This window comes from Allocoleopsis franciscana PCC 7113 (genome assembly GCF_000317515.1).
Taxonomy (GTDB): domain Bacteria; phylum Cyanobacteriota; class Cyanobacteriia; order Cyanobacteriales; family Coleofasciculaceae; genus Allocoleopsis; species Allocoleopsis franciscana.
This window is the reverse complement of the sequence record NC_019738.1, coordinates 3125822-3148976: the sequence shown is the minus strand read 5'-3', so window position 1 is coordinate 3148976 and position 23155 is coordinate 3125822. Positions and strand designations below refer to the sequence as shown.

The window sequence follows — 23155 nt, the reverse complement described above, 5'->3', positions numbered from 1 at the left end:
TTGCAGCGATTGAAAGCACGAAGCGCCAACATGCTGCGCTTGACCTTAAAGACGGCTGTACTGCCAATGCTTCATCCAGCAGGGAGATGCCTAACCCTGACAAGGCTTGAGACTAGGAACTGACCTTTAAGCCAGTTCCTCCCAACAGCAAACGCACTCTAAGCGTGAGGGTTTGGGAGATCTAGAAACTATTATTGTGCCACCTCTACGAGAAATACGGCACAATTGCTTTGGTAATCACTCTCACCCTGAATCAAAACCTGAAATTGTTCGTGACACTGAAGGCTTGCCAATTCTGCGTCACTTCTTGCCATTTCTTGGTATTCGCCAGGATTTAAATGGGAGGCTAGTTGCTATGAATAAGAGGTTGCTAGATTAACCCTACTATGCCAAGCATAACAGGAAGCCCTGTCCGAGTCCGTTGATTGATCGCCGTGGGAAGTTGGCACCGAACAGAGTAGTCTCCTCTCCCAATCTCCCAATCTCCCTCTCCCCCCTCCTCCACTTCTGCCAAAATCGACTACTCCTCAGATTGGAGAACTTCCTGCAAAAAAGGTGAGAGTTCGTTGTTTAGTTGACCGGCCCGAACAAATTCGGCGTAGGTATCGGCTTCGATTGCTAGCAGTTCGTCTCGTAACTGTTCAATGGCATATTCCTGCATTTGAGGATATTCTCGCTTTAACTGGTTAATTTCTGCTTGCAAGCTATCCAGTTGCCCTTTCACTAAAGCCGTTTGATAGCGATAAAACTCTGGCTCAATTTCTGGGCGTTTGTCTACCTGCTTGAGACGATCGAGGACGCGCAACAGAGCCGCTCGACGTGCGAGCGCTTCTGTATACTTTTGGCGTAGGGGTTCATTCCCTAAAAGATTCAATCGTTCTAGCAACGTCTTAGTGGTTAAACCCTGTACGAGCAAGGTAAACAGCACTACACCAAACACCGTGGCAATAATCTCTTCTCGTCCCTGTAAAGCGGTGGGTAGACTCAACGCGAGGGCGATGGACACTGAACCCCTTAAGCCACCCCACCACAGAACGGTTTGTTCTCGCCAATTAATTTCAGATTTGACAAGCCAGTTACTCAAGCTGCCTAAGCTATAAATCGCGATCGCTCTCGTGACAATAACCGCTGCGATCGTTACAGCAATCGAATCCAAATTCTCTCCCAAACTGGCAAAGCGAATCTGATCGCCAATCAGTAAAAAGACAATTGAATTCACAAAAAAAGCTAGGAATTCCCAGAACTCCGTGACGATCACCCGTGTTCGCGGGTTCATGCCAATTCGAGAGCCAAAGTTACCTAAGATTAAGCCGCAAGTCACGACCCCAATGACCCCAGATCCCCCGAATTCTTCTGTAATAATATAGGCACCATAGGCAGAAACGAGGGTTAACGACTGTTCGACTAACGGCAAGTCAAAGCGCTGGGTGAGATAGGAGATGCCAAAACCAATTAACCCTCCGACTCCCAAACCAATGCCAACAAAGACAAAAAATCGAATAATGCTGAGTTGAAGATCGAATTGTTCGATTCCCAACGGAATCCCTACCAACAAGCTAAAGGCGACAACCGCTACACCATCATTGAACAGACTCTCACCTTCCATCAATGTCGTGAGACGTTTGGGTGCGCCGAGTTCCCGGAACAGGGCAATGACAGAAACGGGGTCGGTTGCTGAGAGGGTTGCACCCAGTAACAACGCCGTTGGGAGTGATACGCCAACCAATTGATTGACGCCAAAGGCTACACCCACCACAGAAATCATCACCCCCAAGATGGCAAATAAACTAATCGGGACTAAATTTTCCTTCAAACCCGACCATTTCAAATTCCACGCGGCTTCAAATAATAGGGGGGGTAAGAAAATTGACAAAATGAGTTCCGGGGAGAGGTTCACCAGCCGTACATCGACTAATGCCAAACCCAAACCAACAATCACCAATAGCAAGGTGTAGGGGATGTGACGAAACCAGCTAATCACTTGTGGTAGCGTGGCAACACTAAGAGAAACGGAAAGCACGAGCAGGAATTGCCTGAGATTGGCTTCTATTGCATTGTGTTCCGCAAGGGCTTCTATCGCCATACGCTAACTCCTGATGTTTGATTCTGACAAAACTAAGTTGAGGCGACTCAAAACGCTGAAAATTCATCCTATCTAGAATTAGTTGAGGCGACTCAAAACGCTGAAAATTCATCCTATCTAGAATTAAAGGAAGCGCATCAAGATCGCCTCTAATTGTGCAATACCAATGGGCTTACTGAGATATTCATTCGCACCGGCCTCTAAACAACGTTCGCGATCGCCGGCCATCGCCATGGCTGTCACCATCACCACTTTCAGGTTCTTTGTGTCGGGTTCTCGGCGGAGTGCAGCTAATAAATCAAATCCTGTATACTCCCCCCTAAGCTGCACATCCATCAAAATTAAGCTGGGCTTGAACTGCCGCACCTTGTGCAAAAAGTCTTGACCATCGATTAAATGCTCAACTCTGTGACCAATGACCTGAAGGTAGTCTTTCAATATCAAGGCGCTACGCTCATCCGTTTCAACCAAAAGAATACGGGATTTCGCCCACAGGGGACAGCTTTGTCCTTGAATAACTCCTGGATCTTGGGGCAATGAGGGCAGAATACATTCTTCTAGAAGCCGATCTGGCAGACACAGGGTAAATTGACTCCCCTCGCCGAGGTTGGATTGGACGATAACCTCCCCCCCATGTAACCGTGCCAAACTGCGGGTGAGAGCCAACCCCAAACCGGTGCCAGTAAACTGCCGATTTAGGCCACTATCTAATTGGCGAAATGGCTCAAACAACAGAGGGAGATGATGGGAGGCAATCCCAATCCCTGTATCTTTGACGGTAAAGCAAATCTCCTGGACACTCGTAGACTCCGCTATGCCGCTTACGCTACTGCTAATGGGTCGTTTGGTCACACTTAATAAAACTTCACCCATGGGTGTAAATTTCACCGCATTGGATAGGAGATTGAGCAACATTTGCTTGCAGCGTCGCTCATCCGCAATCAGAATTCGGGCTTGCGGATCGATTTGCAGCTTTAGTTTTAACCCTTGCTCATGAGCTTGCTCCCGTACCATGGCTAGGCAGTAGTCGCACAAATCCTGGATATCCAATGGCACAAACGTGAGTTGCTCTTTACCGGCTTCCACCTTCGAGAGGTCGAGAATATCGTTAATCAGCGCCAGCAAATGTTCCCCACTACTCTGTATACAGCTCACATATTCTTTTTGCTTTTCATTCAGCGTGCCGAAGATTTCTTGGCGCATCAATTGGGAAAGTCCTAGCACGGCATTGAGCGGGGTTCGCAGTTCGTGGCTCATCATGGCGAGAAACTCACTTTTAGCACGACTTCCGGCTTCTGCGGCTTCTTTGGCTTGGAGTAACTGTCTTTCCGTGGCTTTGCGATCGCTAATATCGTAGATTGTAGCTTGCAGTATTTTGCGCTTCCCCAGCTCAATTCGGGTCAATGTTACCTCGGCGGGAAACTCTTCTCCATTCTGTTTGCAGTACATCCAGTCAAATCGGCAACTGCCCTGAGCGATCGCCTTCGTTATATACTCATTAGCCAGGGAGTATGAATCTTCACCGTTGGGCTGCACGGCAGGTGAAAAGCCAATCAGGGGAACACAGGACTTGAGGAGAGAGGAGGCAACGACAGGGTGATACCGTGACTGAGAGCATGGAAAATTCCCTACCTCTTCACGTCCCTGCCTGTGTATGCTTTCTCCCACTCTCCCACTTTCCATCGGTTCGCCTTCGCCACAAAGCTGTTCGCGATGGGTACAACCAAAAAGACGTAAGGCGGCACTATTGCCATCAAAAATTCCCTTTTCATCCAGCAAAATCACCGCCGTACTCGTTGATTCATACAGCGTGCGAAACTTAGCCTCCGACTCTCGTAACGATTGCTCCTGCTGTGTACGGATATGGGAAACACACCGCTTGGAGAGATTCGCCTTCTCTCTGGCGATCGCATGGCGGATGGAGCGCACCAGTCGCTTCGAGTCCGTTTGATGTTTGACTAAGTAATCCTGGGCACCTGTTTGTAAAGCTTGAAGCGCAATTGCTTCATCCTCCCAGTCATTGATCACCAAAATTGGGGTATCCAGCGACACTCGGCGCAACTGCGTGATCATGCCTGCTCCTTGGGCATCTGGCAGTGACCAATCTAACAAGATTACCGAAATTGATGAGCTTCGGCTCAGGCAAGTTAAAGCTTCTTCCAGTCTCGAAACCTGTATCAGTTGAAAGGGGAATGTCTTAGCTGCTTGTAACATTTCTTGCACAAGACAAGCATCTTGGGGGTTATCCTCTACCAGCAAAATCGTGAGGGTTTCAGTCGGCATGAGAGTTACTCGGCGAGCAGCAGGACGATAATTAGCCAGAAATCTTAGAACGATTTCTCTATAGTTTTGGAGCTGCTCTCGGTGACCCAAACAGATTGTTCTAGGAGTTAGCGTTTACAGCCTGGGTATTGACTCGGTATCCTGGCTAACTCCTGATGTTTTAAGGCTACCACAGGAAGCGGACGTGCGCCTTTTCCTTCTTCTGATTAACGAAGCCATACCAAGGCATGGCTCCCACTGTGTGCCCATCCAGACTTGTCACGACTGATCTAGAGTTTAGATTTTTTCTGGGTTGCCTAACTCGATTAAACCCAGTTGTTTCCTGTCTTAATGGAAAGTGTATTTAGATTTTGTATCCTAGTTCACCGCCCGTTCTTAACAGATCAGGTTAAGGTATGTCAGGGATAAAAAGAAACCACACACAAACAGAGATACTGTTGCCTTGTAACCTTAGTGATTTCTTGGTGATCCCAAGCTTCCTTGGACTTTAAGTCAGAAGTTTAAACAATTTCATCCTTTCCCGTGTTCCCCTGTGAAAATGGCTAAGAAAACCGAGCTTCAGTTATCATGGCAAGTTGCCAAATCTAGATGGGACGAGGGATAGAGTGTAAAGCCGCATCGTTATCGTTTCTCATTTTTTTTAAGATTTATAACGCATTGAGGTTTTAAGAAAATGCTTGCTCAATCTACTTAGCGACTGCACTGTAGTGGGTCAATTTCTCCAGCTTAAATAACTATAAAGATTAGGAGTTGAAGGGCGAAAAAGGGGTGTACTTCCCCTTTAAAATTAGATGCTGATGTGCTAGGGATCAATGAGAACGTGCCCAAGTTGGGATCGATTGGGTATACCTACTTCTTGAGATAGATGAGGAGGGAAGCCATAAGGATTTAACTTAAGAAAGCTACGGAATGTGCCAAACCGATGGGAAGGCAGAACAATGAATAAAACGTAATCCAGTCCGATGGATTCGATAGCAACAATTAGTATCAAGTGGCTTAGTGGAAAGGGCAGTTCTTTAGCGCAAAAATCAGCGTTTTAAGTAACTAGATTTTAAAATCAGGAGATAACAAAGTATGCTGGTCAACACTTGTCCTTGTTGTGGTAGTGTCTTACTGCGCCATGCGCGACGGAAGGGTGTCTATTGGTATTGCACCTCCTGCCATGAAGAAATGGTGCCTTTGATGATGGGTCAGTTACCGATGTGTTCTGAACCGAGGAAAAAGCGATCGCAAATTTTACAGTCGGTCAATTCATAGGCATGTTGACAGGGCTGATTTAGGCAAGGGCGACAGGGGTTGAATGGCTTACGTATGGATTCTTTGTTTAGGGTAGAGTCATGCGTAATTGTCCTCGAATCAGTTCATTTAATCCCGCTCTAAAAAAAATCCCTAACCACTGAGACTCAATCTCAATACTTAAAAATAGCGACAGGGCAAACGTTCATTCCTTGTCGCTTTTGTTGTTGTTCGGTTTCCAGCCAAAAGGCAGTCTGAACGAAAACACCCCATAAAATCTCTTGCTTCCCCCATCTCCCTCAACCCCCAGGAAGCGACCCTGCTAAAATCAGGTGAATCAAGCTGAGGAGACAAAACTCCATTGCTCGCTGCATTACTCTACGGTCAGGAAGATTTACGTTTGGAAGAGGTTGCCATACCCACCCCGGCGGCGGGTGAAGTTGTGATTAAAGTAGGCACCGCCACCACCTGTGGCACTGACTTGAAAGTTTGGCGGCGTGGGGGTCATGCCAGAATGTTAAAACCACCGACCTTATTTGGTCATGAGGTGGTGGGTGAAATTGTCGCCACAGGCGTTGGGGTGACAGGATGGAATATCGGCGATCGCGTCGTGGCGAACAACTCCGCCCCCTGTATGTCCTGCTTTTTTTGCCAGCGTCGCGAGTATTCTTTGTGTCCCAACTTGCTATTCAACAACGGCACGTTTGCTGAGTATCTCAAAATCCCAGCCCCTATCGTGCAACACAACCTGTTAGCCGTCCCTCCCGATTTACCCAACGCCCTAGCCGCGATGACGGAACCCTTGGCTTGTGTCCTGCATGGGATATCCTGTTCTAATGTCCAAGCAGGCGATCGGGTTGTGGTGATTGGAGATGGTGCCATTGGGCTGATGTTCGTGGCGGTACTCGCCCATCAGTGTGGTAGCCAAGTGTTTCTGTTTGGGGGAAATGACAGCCGATTGCAAATTGGGGAACAATTAGGGGCATCTAGGACGTTTAATTATCATCAGTTGTCGGATGTACCCGCACAGGTGGGAGACTTAACCCAAGGATGGGGGGCGGATGTGGTGATTGAAGCGACAGGTATTCCAGCCGTGTGGGAAATTGCGATCGCTTGTGGTCGTCCGGGTGGCACCATTAACCTATTTGGTGGCTGTCCTCGCGATACCACCATTACTGTGAGTACCGAACAGTTACATTACAACGCCCTAACTCTCAAAGGAGTGTTCCACAATACACCCGCCCATGTGCGCCAAGCCTTGGAGTTGTTGGCAAGTCGAGTCATCCCCTTTGAACAGCTAATCACAGACTATCGACCACTCAAAGATTTGGAGCAAGCGCTGGAAGAGATGAAAAATCGTAAAGCCATTAAGGTGGCTATTGAACCGGGGAGGCCGTGATGTTCACTCAAAAGTCAAACGTCAATCGATTTGGGAGTTGGGAATTGGGATGGGGAAAGGCAAATCCTCCACAAAGCCGAAGGACTAAACTCCTGTTCCCGCTTACCGTTTTCCTTGTGCTTTTTCCTTCTATTGCCAACGCCCTACCCGGTCAAAGAACAGAAGCGGTTGTCGCCTGGATTAACGCCAACCCAACTCTACGACCGGCTATTGGAAATGGGTTGCGGGTGACCAGAAGCAGCACCCCCGCCCAGCGATTTACCTTCCAAGCCTCTGTACTGCCTCCCGGTCGCTTCACGCTGGCGAAAGACCAAGGTACCATCCGCAGTGAGCGCATGACTTTCTATGACATGATTAACGGCGTAACCCTTGAGCGGTTGAGGGAATCGCTACGGGTAATTTATGGCCCGACCATTTATGAAGATTACGAACGCGCTCAACTCATTTACGATTATCCCGTCCCCGCAACCATAGATTTAGCACGGCGACAGAATCGCCCGTTATTAGAGCAACAGCAAGGCGAACTCCGCTTAGGAGATCGTTTCGCTTATTGGCTGGAGATTACCAATACCGAAAGTGGTAAGGCTTTCAACGGGCAAATTACGGTATTTCTTAAAGAAGACCTCAAAAAGATAGAAACCGAAGTGCGTGCTCGCTAAGCGGCAAAAGACTGAGGCGAACCGATCTTAAAGCCGTTTTCATCTGACCCAACTTTACGAGACTGACCGCGACACCGCTGCTGCAATGGTAGTGATGCAACGTGGACTTGCAGCCGTAGGACCTACGGTCAAGATGCTTGGAGAGGGGTTAAGCGTTGGCTCCCCACTGACCCAAGAATCCCCCCTTTTCTAAAGGGGGGAGTGTCAATCACTATGCCAAACACCCGCAAAAATACTCTTGACCGCTCTTGAAATTCGCTTCAAATCTTCTTTGAGTAGAGGTGGCCAGTCAACCCCAGCCTGAATTCCAGCCTCAAAATGCTGTCGTCCTTCAAACGATAATAGATAAAGGGAGTAAACAAGTTCCCGGTCAAGGGCGGAAGCGGTTCGTAGACCCTCAAACACAACTTTTAGGGCTAACAAAATAGTCGTCACCTGGCCCGGAATGGGTGGCTTTCTCTGCTTTAGACGCATGAGGAAAGCATCAGTATTGGAGTCAGAGGACGTTCCCTGGTGAATTAGAAAGCTACGGGCTGTTTTGTAGTCCATTGATTGTCAAGTGCCACCTCAAGAGCGTGTATGCGACTGGAGCTGATGCCTACAATTTTGACATCGCTGGGGTCAAATCGAACACACCCTCTTGAGGGCTATTTGCTCAAAATTCTTCTTGAGACTCTTGACAGGCTGCCAAACTTTATCTTAGTTATTTTATTACAAGGAGTCATGCTGTTAATGTCAAGTTCTTTAATAATCTTTGCACTTGCCCTCTTGTTGTTCTGAGTTAGGGAATGTGCTATAAATGAAATCTTTGAGACCTTATCGGGTGGAGTACGAAAATAAGAATGAAACAAGTGGGAACTCATCTGGTCGTTGACGCATGGGGAGCACCGGAAGACCTTCTCAATGACCCTGAGGGAATTCGCCGCGCCATTATGGATGCAATTGAAGCTGGAGAAGCTACCCTTATCGATTTGTGTGTACACCAGTTTAGTCCCCACGGAGTGACAGCAACGGCAACATTGGCAGAGTCTCATATCGCTATCCACACTTGGCCTGAACACGGCTATTTTGCAGCTGATTTATTCTTTTGCGGTCGTGGCAAGCCAGCGGAGGCAATGAAACTTCTACAAACAGCGCTGAAAGCCAAGCAAGTCAGGCAGAGAGAAATCCCCCGTGGCTTTGATACAGCCGCACACAGCAATGGGCGATTGGAAGATCTTGCTTACCAGACGATTGGGTAATCTGTGACTTCGTGACTGAATAATGAAGCAGTAATTAAGGGCAAGGTGTCGTTATCCTTGCCCTTTGTGATTTATATGATGAACGACTGCCCGTAGCTAACGACTTCGGTGATTTCCTACTCGCGTCTGTGAAATCGGGTGTATTTGAGCTCTTGCATCAGTTGCAACAACCGCCAGTGGTTAAAACCGCTGTCTAATAGCTCGCATTCGTCTTCATACGACAGGATTTGAGTTTCAGTCCATTTCAATGGACTTGAGCTACTCGCTGTAGAAATTAATTTCTTGGCAGTGTGGAGGCTTACTGACAAAGGTGCAAGATGTCAGGTGTATCCTTATTTTTGTCGATAATACAAGTAGTACGGGAGTCTTTGGCTCCTTAACGTGATTAAAACCGGACTCCTTGACTCGTACTAAAAACTTACAGCGAAAAGCAAGGCTTTACTACTTCTTCAAAAATGCTGCAAAGGATTTAGCGCAATTGCTGAGTAACTGAGCAACAATATAGGCAAAGTTGCCCCAAAGGAGATTGAGGATGTTAGATACCATCTTAATTTTTGTCTTGGGTTTGACACCACCAATCCTTTCTCTGTGGATGATGCGAAGAGCAAAGGAACGGATGGAAGCAAGGCTTTTAGCCGTGAGGCAACAGTCTTTTGTCAGGGTACCACCCAGAAACCACCTGCCTCCAGATCAATATTACCTTGACGGTGTTGGCTATTTAATTGGTGATATTACCTGCCAATTCAACGCCCGTTCAGCTTACATCCGATGTGCAATTAACCCATCCGGTCCCTGTGAACAGTGTTGTCATTATCAACCCAAAGAAGAAATATTAGAGAATTAATTTCGATTAGGGACTATTACCAGGAAAGGACGACGAAGCCAGAACGTTTAACCCTAAAAATAAAGCCGTAACCGTGCCACAAACGCAAATTTCTCCCGTTGAGATTTTGCCTAAAACCTCTTTAATAGGGACTAGGACAATTTCAACTTCTTCGGTAACATCGAGCTGTTGAATACTGGAGGGATGGGCATTTTCTGCCAAAAATAAATGAATTTTATTGGTATCCTTGACCGGATTATCATATAAAGTTGCCAGAAGCCTCATTTGTTCAGCCACATATCCGGTTTCCTCTTCGAGTTCTCGATGTGCCGCTGACAGACTCGTCTCTCGTTGTGGGTGAAAGCCACCGCCAGGAAGTTCTAATAAAATATCCTGGACACCATGACGGTATTGACGCACAAACACAATCTCTTGCTGCTGAGTTACTGCAAGGATGAGAACGATATCGGGTCTAACATTGACAAAAAAGTCATCAATGACTTGACCACTGGGTAACTCGACCTCATCTCGCCTGACTTTACACCATGGGTTGTTTAAGACAAGCTGTGAGTTGAGAATTTTCCAAGGCTGTATAGAAGTCATGTTAGATGGATCATTGGCAAAGAATGCTTAAATTGTGACAAAAAAATCGAGCCAGGGAAAATCATCACCTGACTCAATTTTTTACCCAGTCTAACGCCTTGCTCCCATTTGGGTTGAGACGGCTTACATTCGACCCTCTAAAACTGGCTACGACCAAAATTTTTAAAATCCAAAATCTAAAAGTATCGCATCCAAAATAGTAGGAAGGGTATTATATTTTTTTCTCAAATCATTTATAGGGTTGTCAACAATCCAATCAAACCTTGCCCACTGATGGCTTCTAAAGCCAGCAAAGAAATAAACCCAATCATGGCGAGACGACCATTGAGTACTTCAGCGTAGGATGTAAAGCCAGTGCGAGGATTTTCGTCCACATACATCTTCGGTTCAATCGCAAAGTTGTTCAATTTGCCTTGCTCGTCCACAATAGCTCCACTACGGGTCATGTCAATCTCCTGATTTATCTGTGTTTGTTCTTGTTACTTAACTTAACAAACATATTAAATTTTGTAAAGACAACGCTCACAACCCTAAAAATTATGCATTTTGTTTTGGAAACCTTCACGGTACATAAGCGGTTCCCCTTAACCATCAGCCGGGGAACAACCTCCCAAACCACCAATATTTGGCTGAGGGTAGAGCAGCAAGGAATCGAAGGCTGGGGTGAAGCGTCTCCTTTTTCCATCCGTGGAGATGACAAGGCAGGTATCTCTGGGGTTCGGCAAAGCGCGGAGGAACTGTGGGAAGCCTTACAGATGGTTGCATCTAGGCTGGAAACGTTTAGCCCGTGGGAACGGCAGAAAATTGAACAGGTGTTAAGGGAGACAGAGGTGCCGTCTGCCGCTTGTGCGGCGATTGATTTAGCCTTGCACGATTGGATGGGGAAGTTGACAGGAGTGCCCCTATGGCGTCAGTGGGGATTGAACCGCCGTCGGATTGTGCCAATTTCGGTCACCGTTGGGATTAATTCCCCAGAAGGAGCGAGGCAGCGAGTGCGCGATTGGCTGCCGTTGACCGGTGGAGGGGTGTTGAAAATCAAACTCGGTTCTCCAGCAGGAATTGAGGCGGATCGGGAGATGCTGCTGGCGGTGCGAGACGAAGCCCCCCAAGCGCAGCTTTTGGTAGATGCTAATGGAGGTTGGAGTTTGGAGGCGGCGATACAAATGTGCGACTGGCTGGCGAGTCAGGGGGTAAAGTATGTGGAACAACCACTAGCCGCAGGGGAAGAGAACCAATTGCCGATATTGTATGAGCGATCGCCTTTACCGATTTTTGTGGATGAAAGTTGTTTCACCAGCCACGATATCCCCAAGTTAGCTGATCGGGTGCATGGGATTAACATCAAATTAATGAAGTCGGGCGGTTTAACCGAGGCGATGCGGATGGTGCATACCGCAAGGGCTTGTGGGTTACAAGTGATGTTCGGTTGCTATTCCGACAGCACCCTGGCTAATACAGCGGCATCTCACCTCGCACCGTTAGCGGATTATTTGGATTTAGACAGTCATCTAAACTTAGTGGATGACCCCTTTACAGGAGCAACCGTGCAAGATGGGCGTCTGATTCCTAACGATTTACCAGGACTGGGAGTGCAATATCGTGCGTCTAACCCCTAATCATCGTGTTGCCATTTTGCTCCATGAGGGAATTCGTGGTTCTCATGGGAAAACAGGACTGACGTTTTTACGCTATGGCGAAACCCCGATTGTCGCCGTAATTGATAGTCAGTGTGCTGGGGAGTCTTTATCTCAACTCACGGGTATCTCCTGTGATGCGCCGATTGTGGATTCAGTCACCTCCGCTTTAGTTTATCAACCGGATGTTTTGTTGATTGGCATTGCCCCCTCCGGAGGGGCGTTACCCGATGTCTGGTGGCAGGAGGTGAAGCAAGCGGTTGCGGCTGGGTTGTCGGTGGTGAATGGGTTACATACTCAGATGGACTCTGATGCTGAGTTACGCGGGTTACTGCGCCCCCATCAATGGATTTGGGATATTCGTCGGGAGCCAGAGGGATTAGCTGTAGGAAGTGGGAAGGCGCGATCGCTTTCCTGTCAGCGCCTATTGACGGTAGGGACGGATATGAGTGTGGGCAAGATGTCTGCAAGTTTGGAGTTGCATCGAGCGGCGCGGTTTCAAGGCATACGCTCCAAGTTTTTAGCCACCGGTCAAGCGGGGGTGATGATTGCCGGGGAGGGAATTCCTTTAGATGCGATACGGGTAGATTTTGCTGCCGGAGCTGTAGAGCAACTGGTGATGCGTGCTGGTGATGATTACGATTTGTTGATTGTGGAAGGGCAGGGTTCGCTGTTACATCCGGGTTCAACGGCAACCTTACCTCTGATGCGCGGAACCCAGCCAACGGGATTGGTATTAGTACATCGAGCCGGACAGGCTCATATCCGCAATCACGAGCATGTGCCGATTCCTCCCTTGCCGGAGGTGATTGGGCTGTATGAAACGGTGGCGAGGGCAGGGGGGGCCTTTGCGGCGGTGAGAGTGGTGGCGATCGCATTGAATACGGGTCATTTGGATGGGGAAGCCGCCCAACGGGCGATCGCACAGGTACAGGAAGAAACCGGATTACCTTGCACCGATGCCGTTCGGTTTGGAGGGGATTCGCTGGTGGATGCTGTTATTGCTGAGTAATAAACCTGCATGAAACCGAGAGAATTTGTATTAGCTGATTGCCCAAGGATATCTTCATAAGTTCTTCATTATTTCCTTATAACTTTTAAGAGGCTGCTTCTAAAGTCCTATGAGCTGTCTATGTTGCCTAATATGGGATAGATTCTTTTTAGACAGGTTAATTAGGCTGAGTTTCGTGCATTTACACTTCTTGAGAAACAGCCTCTAAGATAGAAGCAGATTTAGTTGACCGCTACCCTCCAGACCAACTTGCTACCACTTTCCCAAAATACAGATCATTTCATTTCCAATGATGGAATGAAAAAACTTCAACTCCCAATGCTCCCTAGGGCAAAAGGCGCTTTTTACAAGCTGGGGATTAAGACATTAATCTGCAATAAACTATGAACCGCTGGATTGACATCGTCATCTTTATGCTAGTGATTGCTTTTCCTGTCGTCATGACTTGGCTGTTGGTCACAGATCGTCTAGAGCTTTGGTTCTACTTGTCCCTGCACGGCACAATTTTATGTGCCCTAGAAATTGTCAAAAAACTAGAGCATTGACTAGATGTCAACATATAGATAGCTAAACCCAGCCGACAACCCCTCTGATTTGAGAAACAGCTAGTTCGCGGTCAATGTGAGCTTTCGCTTTAGCCAAAGCTGTGTCAGGGTGTTTGTACCAACGTTGTGACCTGACACAGAAGCCATTAGCGGTGGTGAGTTCCCAGGTATAGCGAGTTCGGTCAATGACCACCCAAAGCTCATAAGTGCGGTAAAGTTCCTCAGGGAACTTGAGTAGACCAATTTCAGCCAGGACGCTGAGGCGCATCCGTGAGCGCTCCAATCGCTTCATCAGTTCCAGAAAACAATAGGCGGCTCGTTTGGCATCGTCGTGGCTGGGGTAATAATAGCGGTCACGGGGTTCAAATTTAAAGTCTCTGCCAGAAAGTGAGAATCGATACTTGCCAGAAGCGTCTTCCACAAAGTTGACACGCCACTGTGTCTTGGGATACTGAACGCTGAAGCCAATCGGTTGAATTTTGACGGCGGCTGTCATTCCAAAGCTGCTCATTAGACTGGGCGAACAACATCTTAACCGCCTTTTGCCGAAACCATTCCTGAAAACATCAAATCAATGGTGTAAAAGGCTACAGGTCGTCAGATTCATCGTTACGAACCAGAACACTGATTGATCCAACCAGTTGACGGATTGTCCACTCCAATCGCCTCGATACAGGATGGGGATTCATCCCCCGAAAAATGGCTCAAATCTTGGCACAGTGAGCAATTGAGAGCAGCCGACCCTGCCAATCAACCTTTGAGACAATTCGCCTTACACCAACCATATTGGGGAGCCTGCACACGCAGAGCACAAACCTTATCAGAAGCGCTTTACAGTCGAATTGTGGACGAAAAGAAAAGAGGTGAACCCAACACCAATCTTCTTAAATCGTCGCCGCTGTAACTCAACTCTAATAGGGCTTTTACCATGAACACTACAACCAGCAACTCCTTACCCCAATCTTCCGTCACCACTGACAACGCTCCGGACAATATCACCAACCAAGACACTATGGCGTTGATTGAGTTGTTGAAAGAAGAACTGACCCGTCAACTGGGTTCCTTACCTAGCAACGCTGTAACGGTCATCCAGCGCATCGTGACCGAAGTCGAACGGATTTGTGATAAAAGTGACCGCATCCAACAGGGCGGTGACATTCGCTCCTGGCAGTTAACCTTGGCACGTCATCGTCTCTCGAAGTGTGTTGAGTACTATAAGCTGGGTTCTAAGCAAGGTCGTGTGGAACTACACAGCAACCTGAGCGTGATGATATATCGCCAAGTGGCACCCGCTCAAGCTCAGTTAAGCTTTGCCGCTCGCCGTCTGTTGATTGAAGACTTCTTGCAAGACTTTTATGCTGATTCCCTCAAAGCGTTTCGACGGGAAAATCAGGTTGCTGACAACTACACCCCTCGCACCAAAATTGAATTAGCCGAATACATGGCGTTTACCGAGCAATACGCCAAGCGGCGGGTGATGACGGGTTATGGTGCTGTGCAATTACTGGTACTCAGAGCTAAAAGCTTTGCCAAGCGCCAACCCACTGATACTGTCATGGATATTGAACAGGTAACCGAGTTTGCTAAAGGTGAAGAGGCACAGATGCAAAGCCGTTCACCGATGATCCAGCAAGTACGAGAGCGTTTAGTGGCTGAAACCAAAGACCCTCATGACGCAGTTCTGCGCGATCGCGTTGTGGGTGAGCTGGTACAATACCTGGAAAGTCAGGGTCACAAAGATTGTGCCGATTACTTAATCTTAAAGCTGCAAGACTTTGCCGCCCCCGAAATTGACAACATCATGGGTTTAACCCCACGCCAACGGGACTATCTGCAACAGCGCTTTAAGTACCATGTAGAAAAATTTGCCCGCACGTCTCAGTGGCAACTGGTACATCAATGGTTAGGTGCTGACTTGGATCAAAAACTGGGACTTTCTTCTAAGCAGTGGGATGCTTTTGTCGGTCAACTTGACCCCATGCAACAGCAATTGTTAGAACTCAAGCGGGCGAAAATGAGCGATTTTGAGATTGTCAAAGCTCTGAAAATTACACCGAAACAAGTGCAAAAGCGCTGGACTCAAGTGTTAGAGATGGCAAGTTTGGTTCGTAACAATGGAGTAGAGACGGTTCAGGAGGGTAATAACCAGTCCGTGGCGGCCTAAGCTGGCTGCACAGGGATGGGAAAAGCATGAATCAGATCATTTTGAGGGCTGCGATCGATAATGGGGTCACTATGATTTCGGAAAAAATGCTTCAATTTCAACCAGATGCAGAAGAGGTTTTCGATATCCTAGACCCCGTTACAGGTTATCCTACAGGACAGACAAAAGCTCGCTCTTTAGTTCATGCAGAAGGGGATTGGCACGGAGCATTTCATCTTTGGCTGGTTAGTCATAGTAAAGAGCCGATGATGTATTTACAACGTCGCAAGGAAGATAAAGATGTGGCTCCGGGATATCTGGATGTGCCGGTTGGGGGTCATTACCGTTCGGGCGAAAAGATGGCGGATGGGGTACGGGAAGTTGAAGAAGAGATTGGTTTAACGGTTAAATTGGAAGACTTGACACCCTTGGGGAAGCGCTTGGTGGTTTATCGAGAACAAGGGGTTAAAAATAATGAGCTTATTGATGTTTTTTTATATGAAACTGATTTAACTATTGAGGCGTTTAAACTTCAGCCTGAAGAGTTGGCGGGTTTCTATGAGATACCAGTGAGGGAAATGTTGAAGTTATTTACCTTGGAGGGCTATAGTTATGAAGCTCAAGGGGTGGAGTTGCTGAATCGGTTGCCTCAAGCGCATCAGATGAATGTAACGAAAAAAAGTTTTGTGCCCTCAATTGATGCTTATCCGTATAAAGTAGCGATTCAGGTTGAGAGATATTTTGAAGGAAAACAATATCTGTCAATTTGAGGATGCGGAAGTTTTAGGAAAGAATTATGGAAACAACACATTTAATGGATTTGGTCGCCGGTGGGGTAGCACTGGCTATCTTAGTGGGCGGTTTGTTGATGTTATTTAAGGGTGTATTGGCATTTGGGGAGAAGGATAAATGAGTTCTAGGGATGCACCTGAAGCTAGGATGGAACTTTTCTCGATTTATCCGGAAATGGTTCGAGGGATGACGGATAAGGAAATAAGTAGATACACCCTGATGACTCCCCCAGTGCTTTCACGAGCTCTGGGGTTTTTTCTTGGGGATGTTGCCTTTGGAGGGCAGAAGAATAGGTCTTCTCAGATCTTGCACTAGTCGCAATAACTCGCTAAGGGTTTAAACCCCTGGCTAATAGCTCGCATTCGTCTAAAGACGACTCCGGAAGAAATAAGCCCTGGCGAATGGAATTCGCGGCTATAAAACCGAAGTCCGCCGCCGGAGCTTTAGTGAGGACGGACTGGAGAAAAATCAACCGGAGCCGAGATAGGGATTAAGTGGAATTTAAACCGAAGAGATTAGTTTGTTGTTTAGGTGTAAGCTTGTTTCAATCCCTGATAGGGATTAAGTGGAATTTAAACGTGAAGTAAAAATGAATGCACCTTACGTACTTAAAAGTTTCAATCCCTGATAGGGATTAAGTGGAATTTAAACTGAATCCGTCTTTGTTTTTCTCTTCCTATTCAATGTGTTTCAATCCCTGATAGGGATTAAGTGGAATTTAAACAAATACAAGCTTGATAAGTCAGAGATAACATTATGTTTCAATCCCTGATAGGGATTAAGTGGAATTTAAACTAGCTGAGTATAATTACTCAATATCCCTTACAGTCTTTAGTTTCAATCCCTGATAGGGATTAAGTGGAATTTAAACCTAACAATTTGCCTCTGATGAACTACTTAAACCAGTAAAGTTTCAATCCCTGATAGGGATTAAGTGGAATTTAAACTCAACATCGGCGCGAGGCACCTGCTTATAGAGCAAGTTTCAATCCCTGATAGGGATTAAGTGGAATTTAAACCGCAGGCATCCAGAACCCTTACTATATTTAGTTTTCAAGGTACGTTGGTGACGGACACCTCTTATAGTAGCATTCCAGAGCCAAAGGATGACAAGAGTAAAATAAAAAATCCGCTGAAATCTAGCCATATCAAAGGTTTCAGAAACCGTGACACACCCCTGAGAAGGGCAAAGACTTAAAACCCTTGTGGGATAAGGAATACAGCCCCAATTTTGAACCCCCTCCAAAAAACACCTACTGGTTGTCACCAAAACAGCCAAAAAACCTAAAAATCCCGATGAGTGAACGGCTTAGCATCCTTACCCGCGTAAGGAGCAACAATGTGACCATTCCCTGTCACCTTATACTTATAAGTAATCAACCCTTCTAACCCCACCGGCCCACGCGGCGGCATCTTTTGGGTACTAATTCCCACTTCTGCGCCAAAACCATAGCGGAAACCATCCGCAAAACGGGTAGAACAGTTGTGAAACACATTCGCCGAATCCACCTGATTGAGAAACGTATCCGCTATATTTGGGTCTTCGGTAACAATTGCATCCGTATGCCGAGAACCGTATGTATTGATATGTGCGATCGCCTCTTCCAGAGAATCTACCACCTTAATCGACAAAACTAAATCGTTGTACTCCGTAGACCAATCTTCCTCAGTGGCAGCCGCCATCTCCAAAATCTGGCAAGTTACCTCATCCCCGCGCAACTCCACATTCCGTTTTTGTAAAGCCGCCGCCGCTAGGGGTAGGAAAGTTGGTGCGATCGCAGAATGCACCAGCAGCGTTTCAATCGCATTACAAACCGCTGGATATTGCGTCTTCGCATCCACCGTAATCTCAACCGCTTTCTGAAGTTCCGCCGCCCGATCTATATATAGATGACAAATACCATCCGCATGACCTAAAACCGGAATGCGCGTATTTTCCTGCACATACCTGACAAATTCATTCGATCCCCTAGGAATAATTAAATCCACATACTCATCAAGCTGCAACAACGCCCGGATTTCTTCTCGGGTTGTCAGCAATTGCACCGCCGCCGCATCTACCGCCGTTGTCGATAATCCTTGATGAATCGCTTTCACCAACGTTTCACAAGAACGAATCGCTTCTTTGCCCCCTTTAAGAATCACCCCATTCCCCGACTTAATCGCCAAGGAGGTAATTTGAATCAAGGCATCGGGACGCGCTTCAAAAATAATCCCCAAAACCCCCACCGGACAGGTAATCCGCTTCAGGATTAATCCTTCATCCAGTTCCCGCTGAATTTGCACCGTACCCACGGGATCAGCCAACTTCCCCACATCGCGCACCCCCTCAATCGCCGCTTTCAACTTCGTCTCATCCAGCTTCAGGCGATTATACAAAGGTTTCGCAATCCCCTCCGCCTGTGCCGCTTGGCAATCCGCCGCATTTGCCGCCAAAATTTCTGGAGTCGCGGCTTCTAAGGCTTGGGCGATCGCTTCCACCGCTTGATTCCTCGCCTCAGTGGGGAGTACCGCCAACTGCCGTGCAGCTTGACGAGTAGCTTTAGCGATCGCGGTTAGGGGGAGGGAAGCAACAGGAGAAGCGGTCATGGCTTTAGAGCAGATACCGACATGTAACCCCCAATTTTAGCACCATGCCGACCCTTCTTAATAACCTACTTTTCGTTCGATCCCCCCCAGCCCCCCTCACTAAAGCTCCGGTTATTAAGGGGGGAGAATCCAATCAAAGTCCCCGTTAAATCAAAAGCGAAGCATCCTCTGGCTTCCCCCTTTTTAAGGGGGACGGGAGGGGGATCTACAAGGGGGATTTAGGGGGATCTAAATCTGACAGAGAAATTTGAAAACACGCCCTAGCCCCCCTTATCAAGGGGGGAACAAGAAAACTATCTGTAGCAAGCATTGAGTGAATTAGTATTACTCCCTCCCGGTTGCGGGGAGGGATGGGGAGGGGTTACGAGTCTAACCGTGAAAGCAAAGACCACCAACCCAAAAACAACACCCCACACTTAATCCCCCCAAAACAAAACGAAACACACCACCGTCCCCAAGGTTGTTGTTCTTCCCCCTCATTGCCATTGCAAGGAGTGGCAAAACTAGGTGAAGGCAGGTGTCCTTCCGGTGCACAGGTGTCAAACATCAGGTCGCGAAAGTTCAACCAATTTCCCGCCATGCGCCATCCTACCTGTTCACCAAACTCATTGATGTGTACTTTAAAGTCTTCAGCAACGCGACGGCGTTCTGACGTTTCTGGGTTGACATTCTCCTCTCCCACCAGACGCTGCAAAATCTGCTTTTGCACGCTAAATCCGAAGCGCCCTTTTGAGAACTTAACCCATAACTGGTCAATGGTACGAAGGTCTACGATGGGAAAATTTTCACTCGCTTCTCTGTCGAGTAAACCTTCCTTCTCGCGTCCTGCTGCTTTGAGCATGACCTTTTTGGTTTCCCCTTCCGCCTCTTTCCACTGACCGGCTGCCAACAAGTCCCGCAGGCGGGTGTAGTCTACCCCAACTTCTGAATGCAAAGGCCAATAGGGCAATAACTTTTGTCGAGTACTCTCATTGGCACTATCCCAAAGCACATCATACGCGCCCCACTGCACAGGGCCAGTCTCATGCTTGAGAATCTGAAAAATCCAATTTTTTCCAGGCTGACCGCATTTAAGCGCCTCGGAGAGTACAGCAATTCGAGTTTCCTTGGATTTACTGCTCAAATGCGACTTTAATTCTTCCAGTCCCATTAAGCAACTCATTTCTGTTGATGAGGATTGCTCACGAAGAAGGAAGTTGCCGGGACGAGGTTGGTTGAGATGATTTGTCATGGGTCTTTATTTTGTCCTCTCCATCCTTGTGTGTTCCTATGCGATCCCCTTGCTCTCGACTCAAGAGCAATGATGCGTGCAGCGCAATCGCACCTTTTGAGAGCTAGCAATAGTGTACTTTTTTCAACGTTTCCCTAACAGTCTCACGATTGCCTGATTATCTTTAAGAATTAACTCAACCAGTCGCCCTTCTAACTTTACAAACCACAATTTATTAGTTAATCATGAGCGCTAGATCTAAGCAATGCCAATGCTCTAAAAATCTGAGCTGACACTCACTTCTGTGCAAAAGTCTAATTAATAGTGGTTCTCAACCACGCCCCTCATCTATCGAACCAAGCCGTATCTTAAATCTCGGTAGTGGTCAATTTCAATTGGACTGACTCTACTGATGGGCAATCTTTTTCTAATTCTTACGTTTATTTTTACCAAGAATTGTAGCTCTTTTTACCAAAGCGTTTTCTTGGCGATTCCATTTTAATTTTTGTTAAATAGTTTAAAGATTTGAGAGAAAGATAGCTTCCAATTTTAATGATTAATTGGCATCAGCTTGGGTTAATGATAAGTAATTTTGCTTGACTTTTTGGGGAGTCTCCATTCCATCCGGTGAAAAACTCAATCATCAGGAACAAAGACCATCCCCGACCAGTTCTCTAGCTGGAGGTTCAAGATATTTTTGAATTTTTACGAATTCTCCGTGACGACGCTTGTATTACTAAGTATTGATTGACTCAATACCCATTTTTTTGAACGGAGAGGTCTATGTCACTCCAAGCTGGATTAGATGCCCTAAATGAAGGACGTTATCGAGATGCCGTTCAAATCCTGCAAGATTTCTGTCAGTATTACACCCAACGAGGCTCTAAAGGGTATATTCAAGCTCAGGTAGGATTGGTGAAAGCCTATCATCGTCTGGGCGATACAGAACAAGCGATCGCACTTGCCAAAGATTTGAGTACGAATGAAAACCCCCAAGTCAGCAGTTGGGCGATGAATGCTCTCAATTCCCTCAGTAGTACTCAAACAGCCGAATCAGCACCTTCTCCCTCACCCATACCACAGCCGTCCCATGCCATCCAAAAAGCCAGCCGCGCCACTCAAGTGGGTGTGAAGCTAACAATGGCGAGTGTGGCAGGCAATCTCGCCTTGGCTTCTGGCGTCACCGTTTCCTTGCTAATCGGCATGGTGTTGGTCTTATCCTTAGCTCTGGTGTTTATCCTGGATAGTCACGACCCTACCACCGGCTTAGCGATCGCCTTAGGGATTACCGTCATCTTTAACATTGCGGGTTTTTTCCTCTCTCCCTTCCTGATGGACTTAACCCAGAGATGGCTATACAACACCCGTTGGGTTTCCCTCGACGAGGTGGCGCGTCAAAGTCCGGAAGCGGCGCGAGTCATTGGGCGGGTTTGTCAACAGAAAAAACTCAAAACCCCCCGACTGGGAATCATCGACGACCAGAACCCCACCGCCTTTACCTATGGCGCATTACCCAACAGCGCCCGTCTCGTGGTGAGTCAGGGATTATTTACCTACCTGGATGATGATGAAATTGCCACCGTCTACGCCCACGAACTAGGACACATCGTCCATTGGGACTTTGCGGTGATGACGTTAGCCTCCACATTAGTGCAAATCACCTACCTGATTTACAACTTTGCGAGACGCTTCGGTCGGGGCGGCAACGATAAGCTGAAAGATGCGGCGGGGACGGCTGCCTTGGTTGCCTATCCGTTTTATATCATTGGGACTTACTTAGTTCTCTACCTGTCCCGGACACGAGAGTATTTTGCCGACCACTTTGCAGCAGAAACCACGGGTAATCCTAACGCCCTTTCTCGTGCCTTGGTGAAGATTGCTTACGGGATTTTAGAAGAAGGCAAACACTCCTCAGAACCCAGCCGTCTGATTGAAGGCACTCGCGCCTTAGGAATTTATGACCACAAAGCCGCCGCTAGTACGGGTACTGCTTACCGGGTTGCCGCTAAACCCTACCAACTCGGTCGAGTCTTTTTGTGGGATTTGTTTAACCCTTGGGGTTGGTGGATGGAGTTGAATTCGACTCACCCCCTAACCGGCAAGCGGGTTCGTGCCTTGAGTACCTATGCCGAACAGTTGGGTTTACCCACGGAGTTTGACATGGGGCGCGTGGTGGGAGAGGGGAAAAGCCTGAGTAAGAAAAAGCTCTATGGTAGCTTTGTCCTGGATTTAGTCATCTTCTCGGCGATGCCGATTGGGTTGTTTGTGGGTTTGGCAGTGGGGATTGTGCTAACGGGAACGATACCTATGGCACTGGTGGCTTTGCCAATCTTGGGATTGGGATTAGGAACCTTAATCCGCACCTTTGTGATGTTCCCCAACTTCAAAGAAGCACCGGAATCGGATGTGTTGAAGTTAATGTCTGACCCCTACGCGAGTCCGTTGCGGGGTAAGCCGGTCAAGCTACAAGGTGAGTTGATGGGGCGCGGCGATGCCGGGTATGAGTTTGGGTCTGACTTGAAACTCCAAGACCGCACGGGTCTGATTTTCCTGCATTATGCCTCTCGCTTTGGCCCTTTGGGGAATTTCTGGTTTGGCATGAAGCGGGTGAAAAATCTATTAGGGGCGCAGGTTGGTGTGACAGGTTGGTTTCGGCGCGGTGTTGGGCCTTGGGTGGATTTGACTCAGTTCACTACCGAAAGTGGAACCGTTGTCAATAGTTTCCACCGTCTCTGGTCGTTTATCTTTGGCGGGGCGGCGATGCTATTGGGTGTAGTTTTACTGGTGATTGGTCTACCCGGATAGAGTTAGGGGAAGGGGCGAAGCATTTAGTGAGAAAATCTTCTTTATTAATTTATCGGTTATCGCCCAACTGCTTCGCCCCTACAGATGTACTCTAAGAT

Annotated in this window: 22 protein-coding genes, 1 pseudogene and 1 CRISPR repeat array; of the genes and pseudogenes, 14 read left to right on the top strand and 9 right to left on the bottom strand. The window is 47.5% G+C overall.

The window, feature by feature from the left end; genetic code table 11:
- Positions 1-191: 191 nt before the first annotated feature.
- From MIC7113_RS38640 to MIC7113_RS13210, 3 genes are all read right to left on the bottom strand, one after another.
- On the bottom strand, positions 192-314 hold the full coding sequence (locus MIC7113_RS38640) for a hypothetical protein (protein ID WP_256374808.1): 123 nt from the start codon (positions 312-314) through the stop codon (positions 192-194).
- A 206-nt stretch (positions 315-520) separates the two neighbouring features.
- Positions 521-2083, bottom strand: a complete 1563-nt coding sequence (locus MIC7113_RS13215; RefSeq protein WP_015182668.1) for a Na+/H+ antiporter — start codon at positions 2081-2083, stop codon at positions 521-523.
- 123 nt (positions 2084-2206) lie between these two features.
- Positions 2207-4366 carry a response regulator gene (locus MIC7113_RS13210; protein WP_015182667.1) on the bottom strand — a complete coding sequence of 720 codons (2160 nt, stop codon included), beginning with the start codon at positions 4364-4366 and terminating at the stop codon, positions 2207-2209.
- 1074 nt (positions 4367-5440) lie between these two features.
- Here MIC7113_RS13210 and MIC7113_RS34690 point away from each other — a divergent pair.
- From MIC7113_RS34690 to MIC7113_RS38100, 4 genes and pseudogenes are all read left to right on the top strand, one after another.
- Complete coding sequence (locus MIC7113_RS34690; RefSeq protein WP_015182666.1) at positions 5441-5623, top strand: hypothetical protein; 183 nt, start codon at positions 5441-5443, stop codon at positions 5621-5623.
- 340 nt (positions 5624-5963) lie between these two features.
- Positions 5964-7001, top strand: coding sequence for a zinc-dependent alcohol dehydrogenase (locus MIC7113_RS13205; protein WP_015182665.1), 1038 nt, complete (start codon positions 5964-5966; stop codon positions 6999-7001).
- The gene (locus MIC7113_RS13200) at positions 7001-7660 is read left to right on the top strand and encodes a hypothetical protein (RefSeq protein ID WP_015182664.1); all 660 of its coding nucleotides are present in this window, start codon (positions 7001-7003) and stop codon (positions 7658-7660) included. Before MIC7113_RS13205 ends, MIC7113_RS13200 begins: the two co-directional genes overlap by 1 nt.
- Positions 7661-7715: 55 nt before the next feature.
- A pseudogene (locus MIC7113_RS38100) lies at positions 7716-7853 on the top strand (RNA-guided endonuclease TnpB family protein); the annotation flags it as partial.
- 11 nt (positions 7854-7864) lie between these two features.
- Here MIC7113_RS38100 and MIC7113_RS13195 read toward each other — a convergent pair.
- On the bottom strand, positions 7865-8209 hold the full coding sequence (locus MIC7113_RS13195) for a hypothetical protein (protein ID WP_015182663.1): 345 nt from the start codon (positions 8207-8209) through the stop codon (positions 7865-7867).
- 293 nt (positions 8210-8502) lie between these two features.
- On the opposite strand from MIC7113_RS13195, the gene speD reads away from it, so the two are divergent.
- Both speD and MIC7113_RS13185 read left to right on the top strand, forming a co-directional pair.
- A complete protein-coding gene (speD, locus tag MIC7113_RS13190) occupies positions 8503-8901 on the top strand; it encodes an adenosylmethionine decarboxylase (RefSeq protein ID WP_015182662.1) in 399 nt (132 codons plus the stop codon).
- A 532-nt stretch (positions 8902-9433) separates the two neighbouring features.
- Positions 9434-9745, top strand: coding sequence for a DUF6464 family protein (locus MIC7113_RS13185; RefSeq protein ID WP_015182661.1), 312 nt, complete (start codon positions 9434-9436; stop codon positions 9743-9745).
- Positions 9746-9751: 6 nt separating this feature from the next.
- On the opposite strand, the gene MIC7113_RS13180 is transcribed toward MIC7113_RS13185, so the two are convergent.
- Together MIC7113_RS13180 and MIC7113_RS13175 are read right to left on the bottom strand one after the other, a co-directional pair.
- On the bottom strand, positions 9752-10327 hold the full coding sequence (locus MIC7113_RS13180; protein ID WP_015182660.1) for an NUDIX hydrolase: 576 nt from the start codon (positions 10325-10327) through the stop codon (positions 9752-9754).
- Between the two features lie 233 nt (positions 10328-10560).
- Positions 10561-10773 (bottom strand): hypothetical protein, encoded by a 213-nt coding sequence (locus tag MIC7113_RS13175; protein ID WP_015182659.1) that lies wholly within the window; start codon positions 10771-10773, stop codon positions 10561-10563.
- A 93-nt stretch (positions 10774-10866) separates the two neighbouring features.
- Here MIC7113_RS13175 and MIC7113_RS13170 point away from each other — a divergent pair, with 93 nt between their 5' ends.
- The 3 genes from MIC7113_RS13170 to MIC7113_RS36315 all read left to right on the top strand — a co-directional run bounded on the left by MIC7113_RS13170 (position 10867) and on the right by MIC7113_RS36315 (position 13518).
- Entirely contained in the window at positions 10867-11943 is a 1077-nt protein-coding gene (locus MIC7113_RS13170; RefSeq protein WP_015182658.1) for a dipeptide epimerase, read from the top strand.
- Complete coding sequence (locus MIC7113_RS13165; protein WP_015182657.1) at positions 11927-12973, top strand: DUF1611 domain-containing protein; 1047 nt, start codon at positions 11927-11929, stop codon at positions 12971-12973. The genes MIC7113_RS13170 and MIC7113_RS13165 overlap by 17 nt, the downstream gene beginning before the upstream one ends.
- Before the next feature lie 383 nt (positions 12974-13356).
- Positions 13357-13518, top strand: coding sequence for a hypothetical protein (locus tag MIC7113_RS36315; protein ID WP_015182656.1), 162 nt, complete (start codon positions 13357-13359; stop codon positions 13516-13518).
- 22 nt (positions 13519-13540) lie between these two features.
- Here the strand turns inward: MIC7113_RS36315 and MIC7113_RS13160 are convergent, their stop codons facing one another.
- Positions 13541-14029 carry a hypothetical protein gene (locus MIC7113_RS13160; protein ID WP_226883642.1) on the bottom strand — a complete coding sequence of 163 codons (489 nt, stop codon included), beginning with the start codon at positions 14027-14029 and terminating at the stop codon, positions 13541-13543.
- A gap of 117 nt (positions 14030-14146) precedes the next feature.
- Between MIC7113_RS13160 and MIC7113_RS36310 the strand changes: the two genes are divergently transcribed.
- The 4 genes from MIC7113_RS36310 to MIC7113_RS38985 are packed head-to-tail and all read left to right on the top strand — an operon-like array spanning position 14147 to position 16574.
- Positions 14147-14422, top strand: coding sequence for a hypothetical protein (locus MIC7113_RS36310; RefSeq protein ID WP_155897992.1), 276 nt, complete (start codon positions 14147-14149; stop codon positions 14420-14422).
- Positions 14423-14446: 24 nt separating this feature from the next.
- The gene (locus MIC7113_RS13155; RefSeq protein WP_015182654.1) at positions 14447-15682 is read left to right on the top strand and encodes a hypothetical protein; all 1236 of its coding nucleotides are present in this window, start codon (positions 14447-14449) and stop codon (positions 15680-15682) included.
- A gap of 26 nt (positions 15683-15708) precedes the next feature.
- A complete protein-coding gene (locus MIC7113_RS13150; RefSeq protein WP_015182653.1) occupies positions 15709-16431 on the top strand; it encodes an NUDIX hydrolase in 723 nt (240 codons plus the stop codon).
- A gap of 26 nt (positions 16432-16457) precedes the next feature.
- A complete protein-coding gene (locus tag MIC7113_RS38985) occupies positions 16458-16574 on the top strand; it encodes a hypothetical protein (protein WP_015182652.1) in 117 nt (38 codons plus the stop codon).
- 420 nt (positions 16575-16994) lie between these two features.
- Positions 16995-17472: direct repeats of the CRISPR family, unit length 37 nt; unit sequence GTTTCAATCCCTGATAGGGATTAAGTGGAATTTAAAC.
- A 265-nt stretch (positions 17473-17737) separates the two neighbouring features.
- Here MIC7113_RS38985 and MIC7113_RS13140 read toward each other — a convergent pair.
- The gene (locus MIC7113_RS13140; RefSeq protein WP_015182650.1) at positions 17738-19042 is read right to left on the bottom strand and encodes a glutamate-5-semialdehyde dehydrogenase; all 1305 of its coding nucleotides are present in this window, start codon (positions 19040-19042) and stop codon (positions 17738-17740) included.
- Between the two features lie 361 nt (positions 19043-19403).
- A complete protein-coding gene (locus MIC7113_RS34205; protein ID WP_063822982.1) occupies positions 19404-20273 on the bottom strand; it encodes a GUN4 domain-containing protein in 870 nt (289 codons plus the stop codon).
- 762 nt (positions 20274-21035) lie between these two features.
- On the opposite strand from MIC7113_RS34205, the gene MIC7113_RS13130 reads away from it, so the two are divergent.
- Positions 21036-23057 carry a M48 family metalloprotease gene (locus MIC7113_RS13130; protein ID WP_015182648.1) on the top strand — a complete coding sequence of 674 codons (2022 nt, stop codon included), beginning with the start codon at positions 21036-21038 and terminating at the stop codon, positions 23055-23057.
- Positions 23058-23155 lie beyond the last annotated feature (98 nt).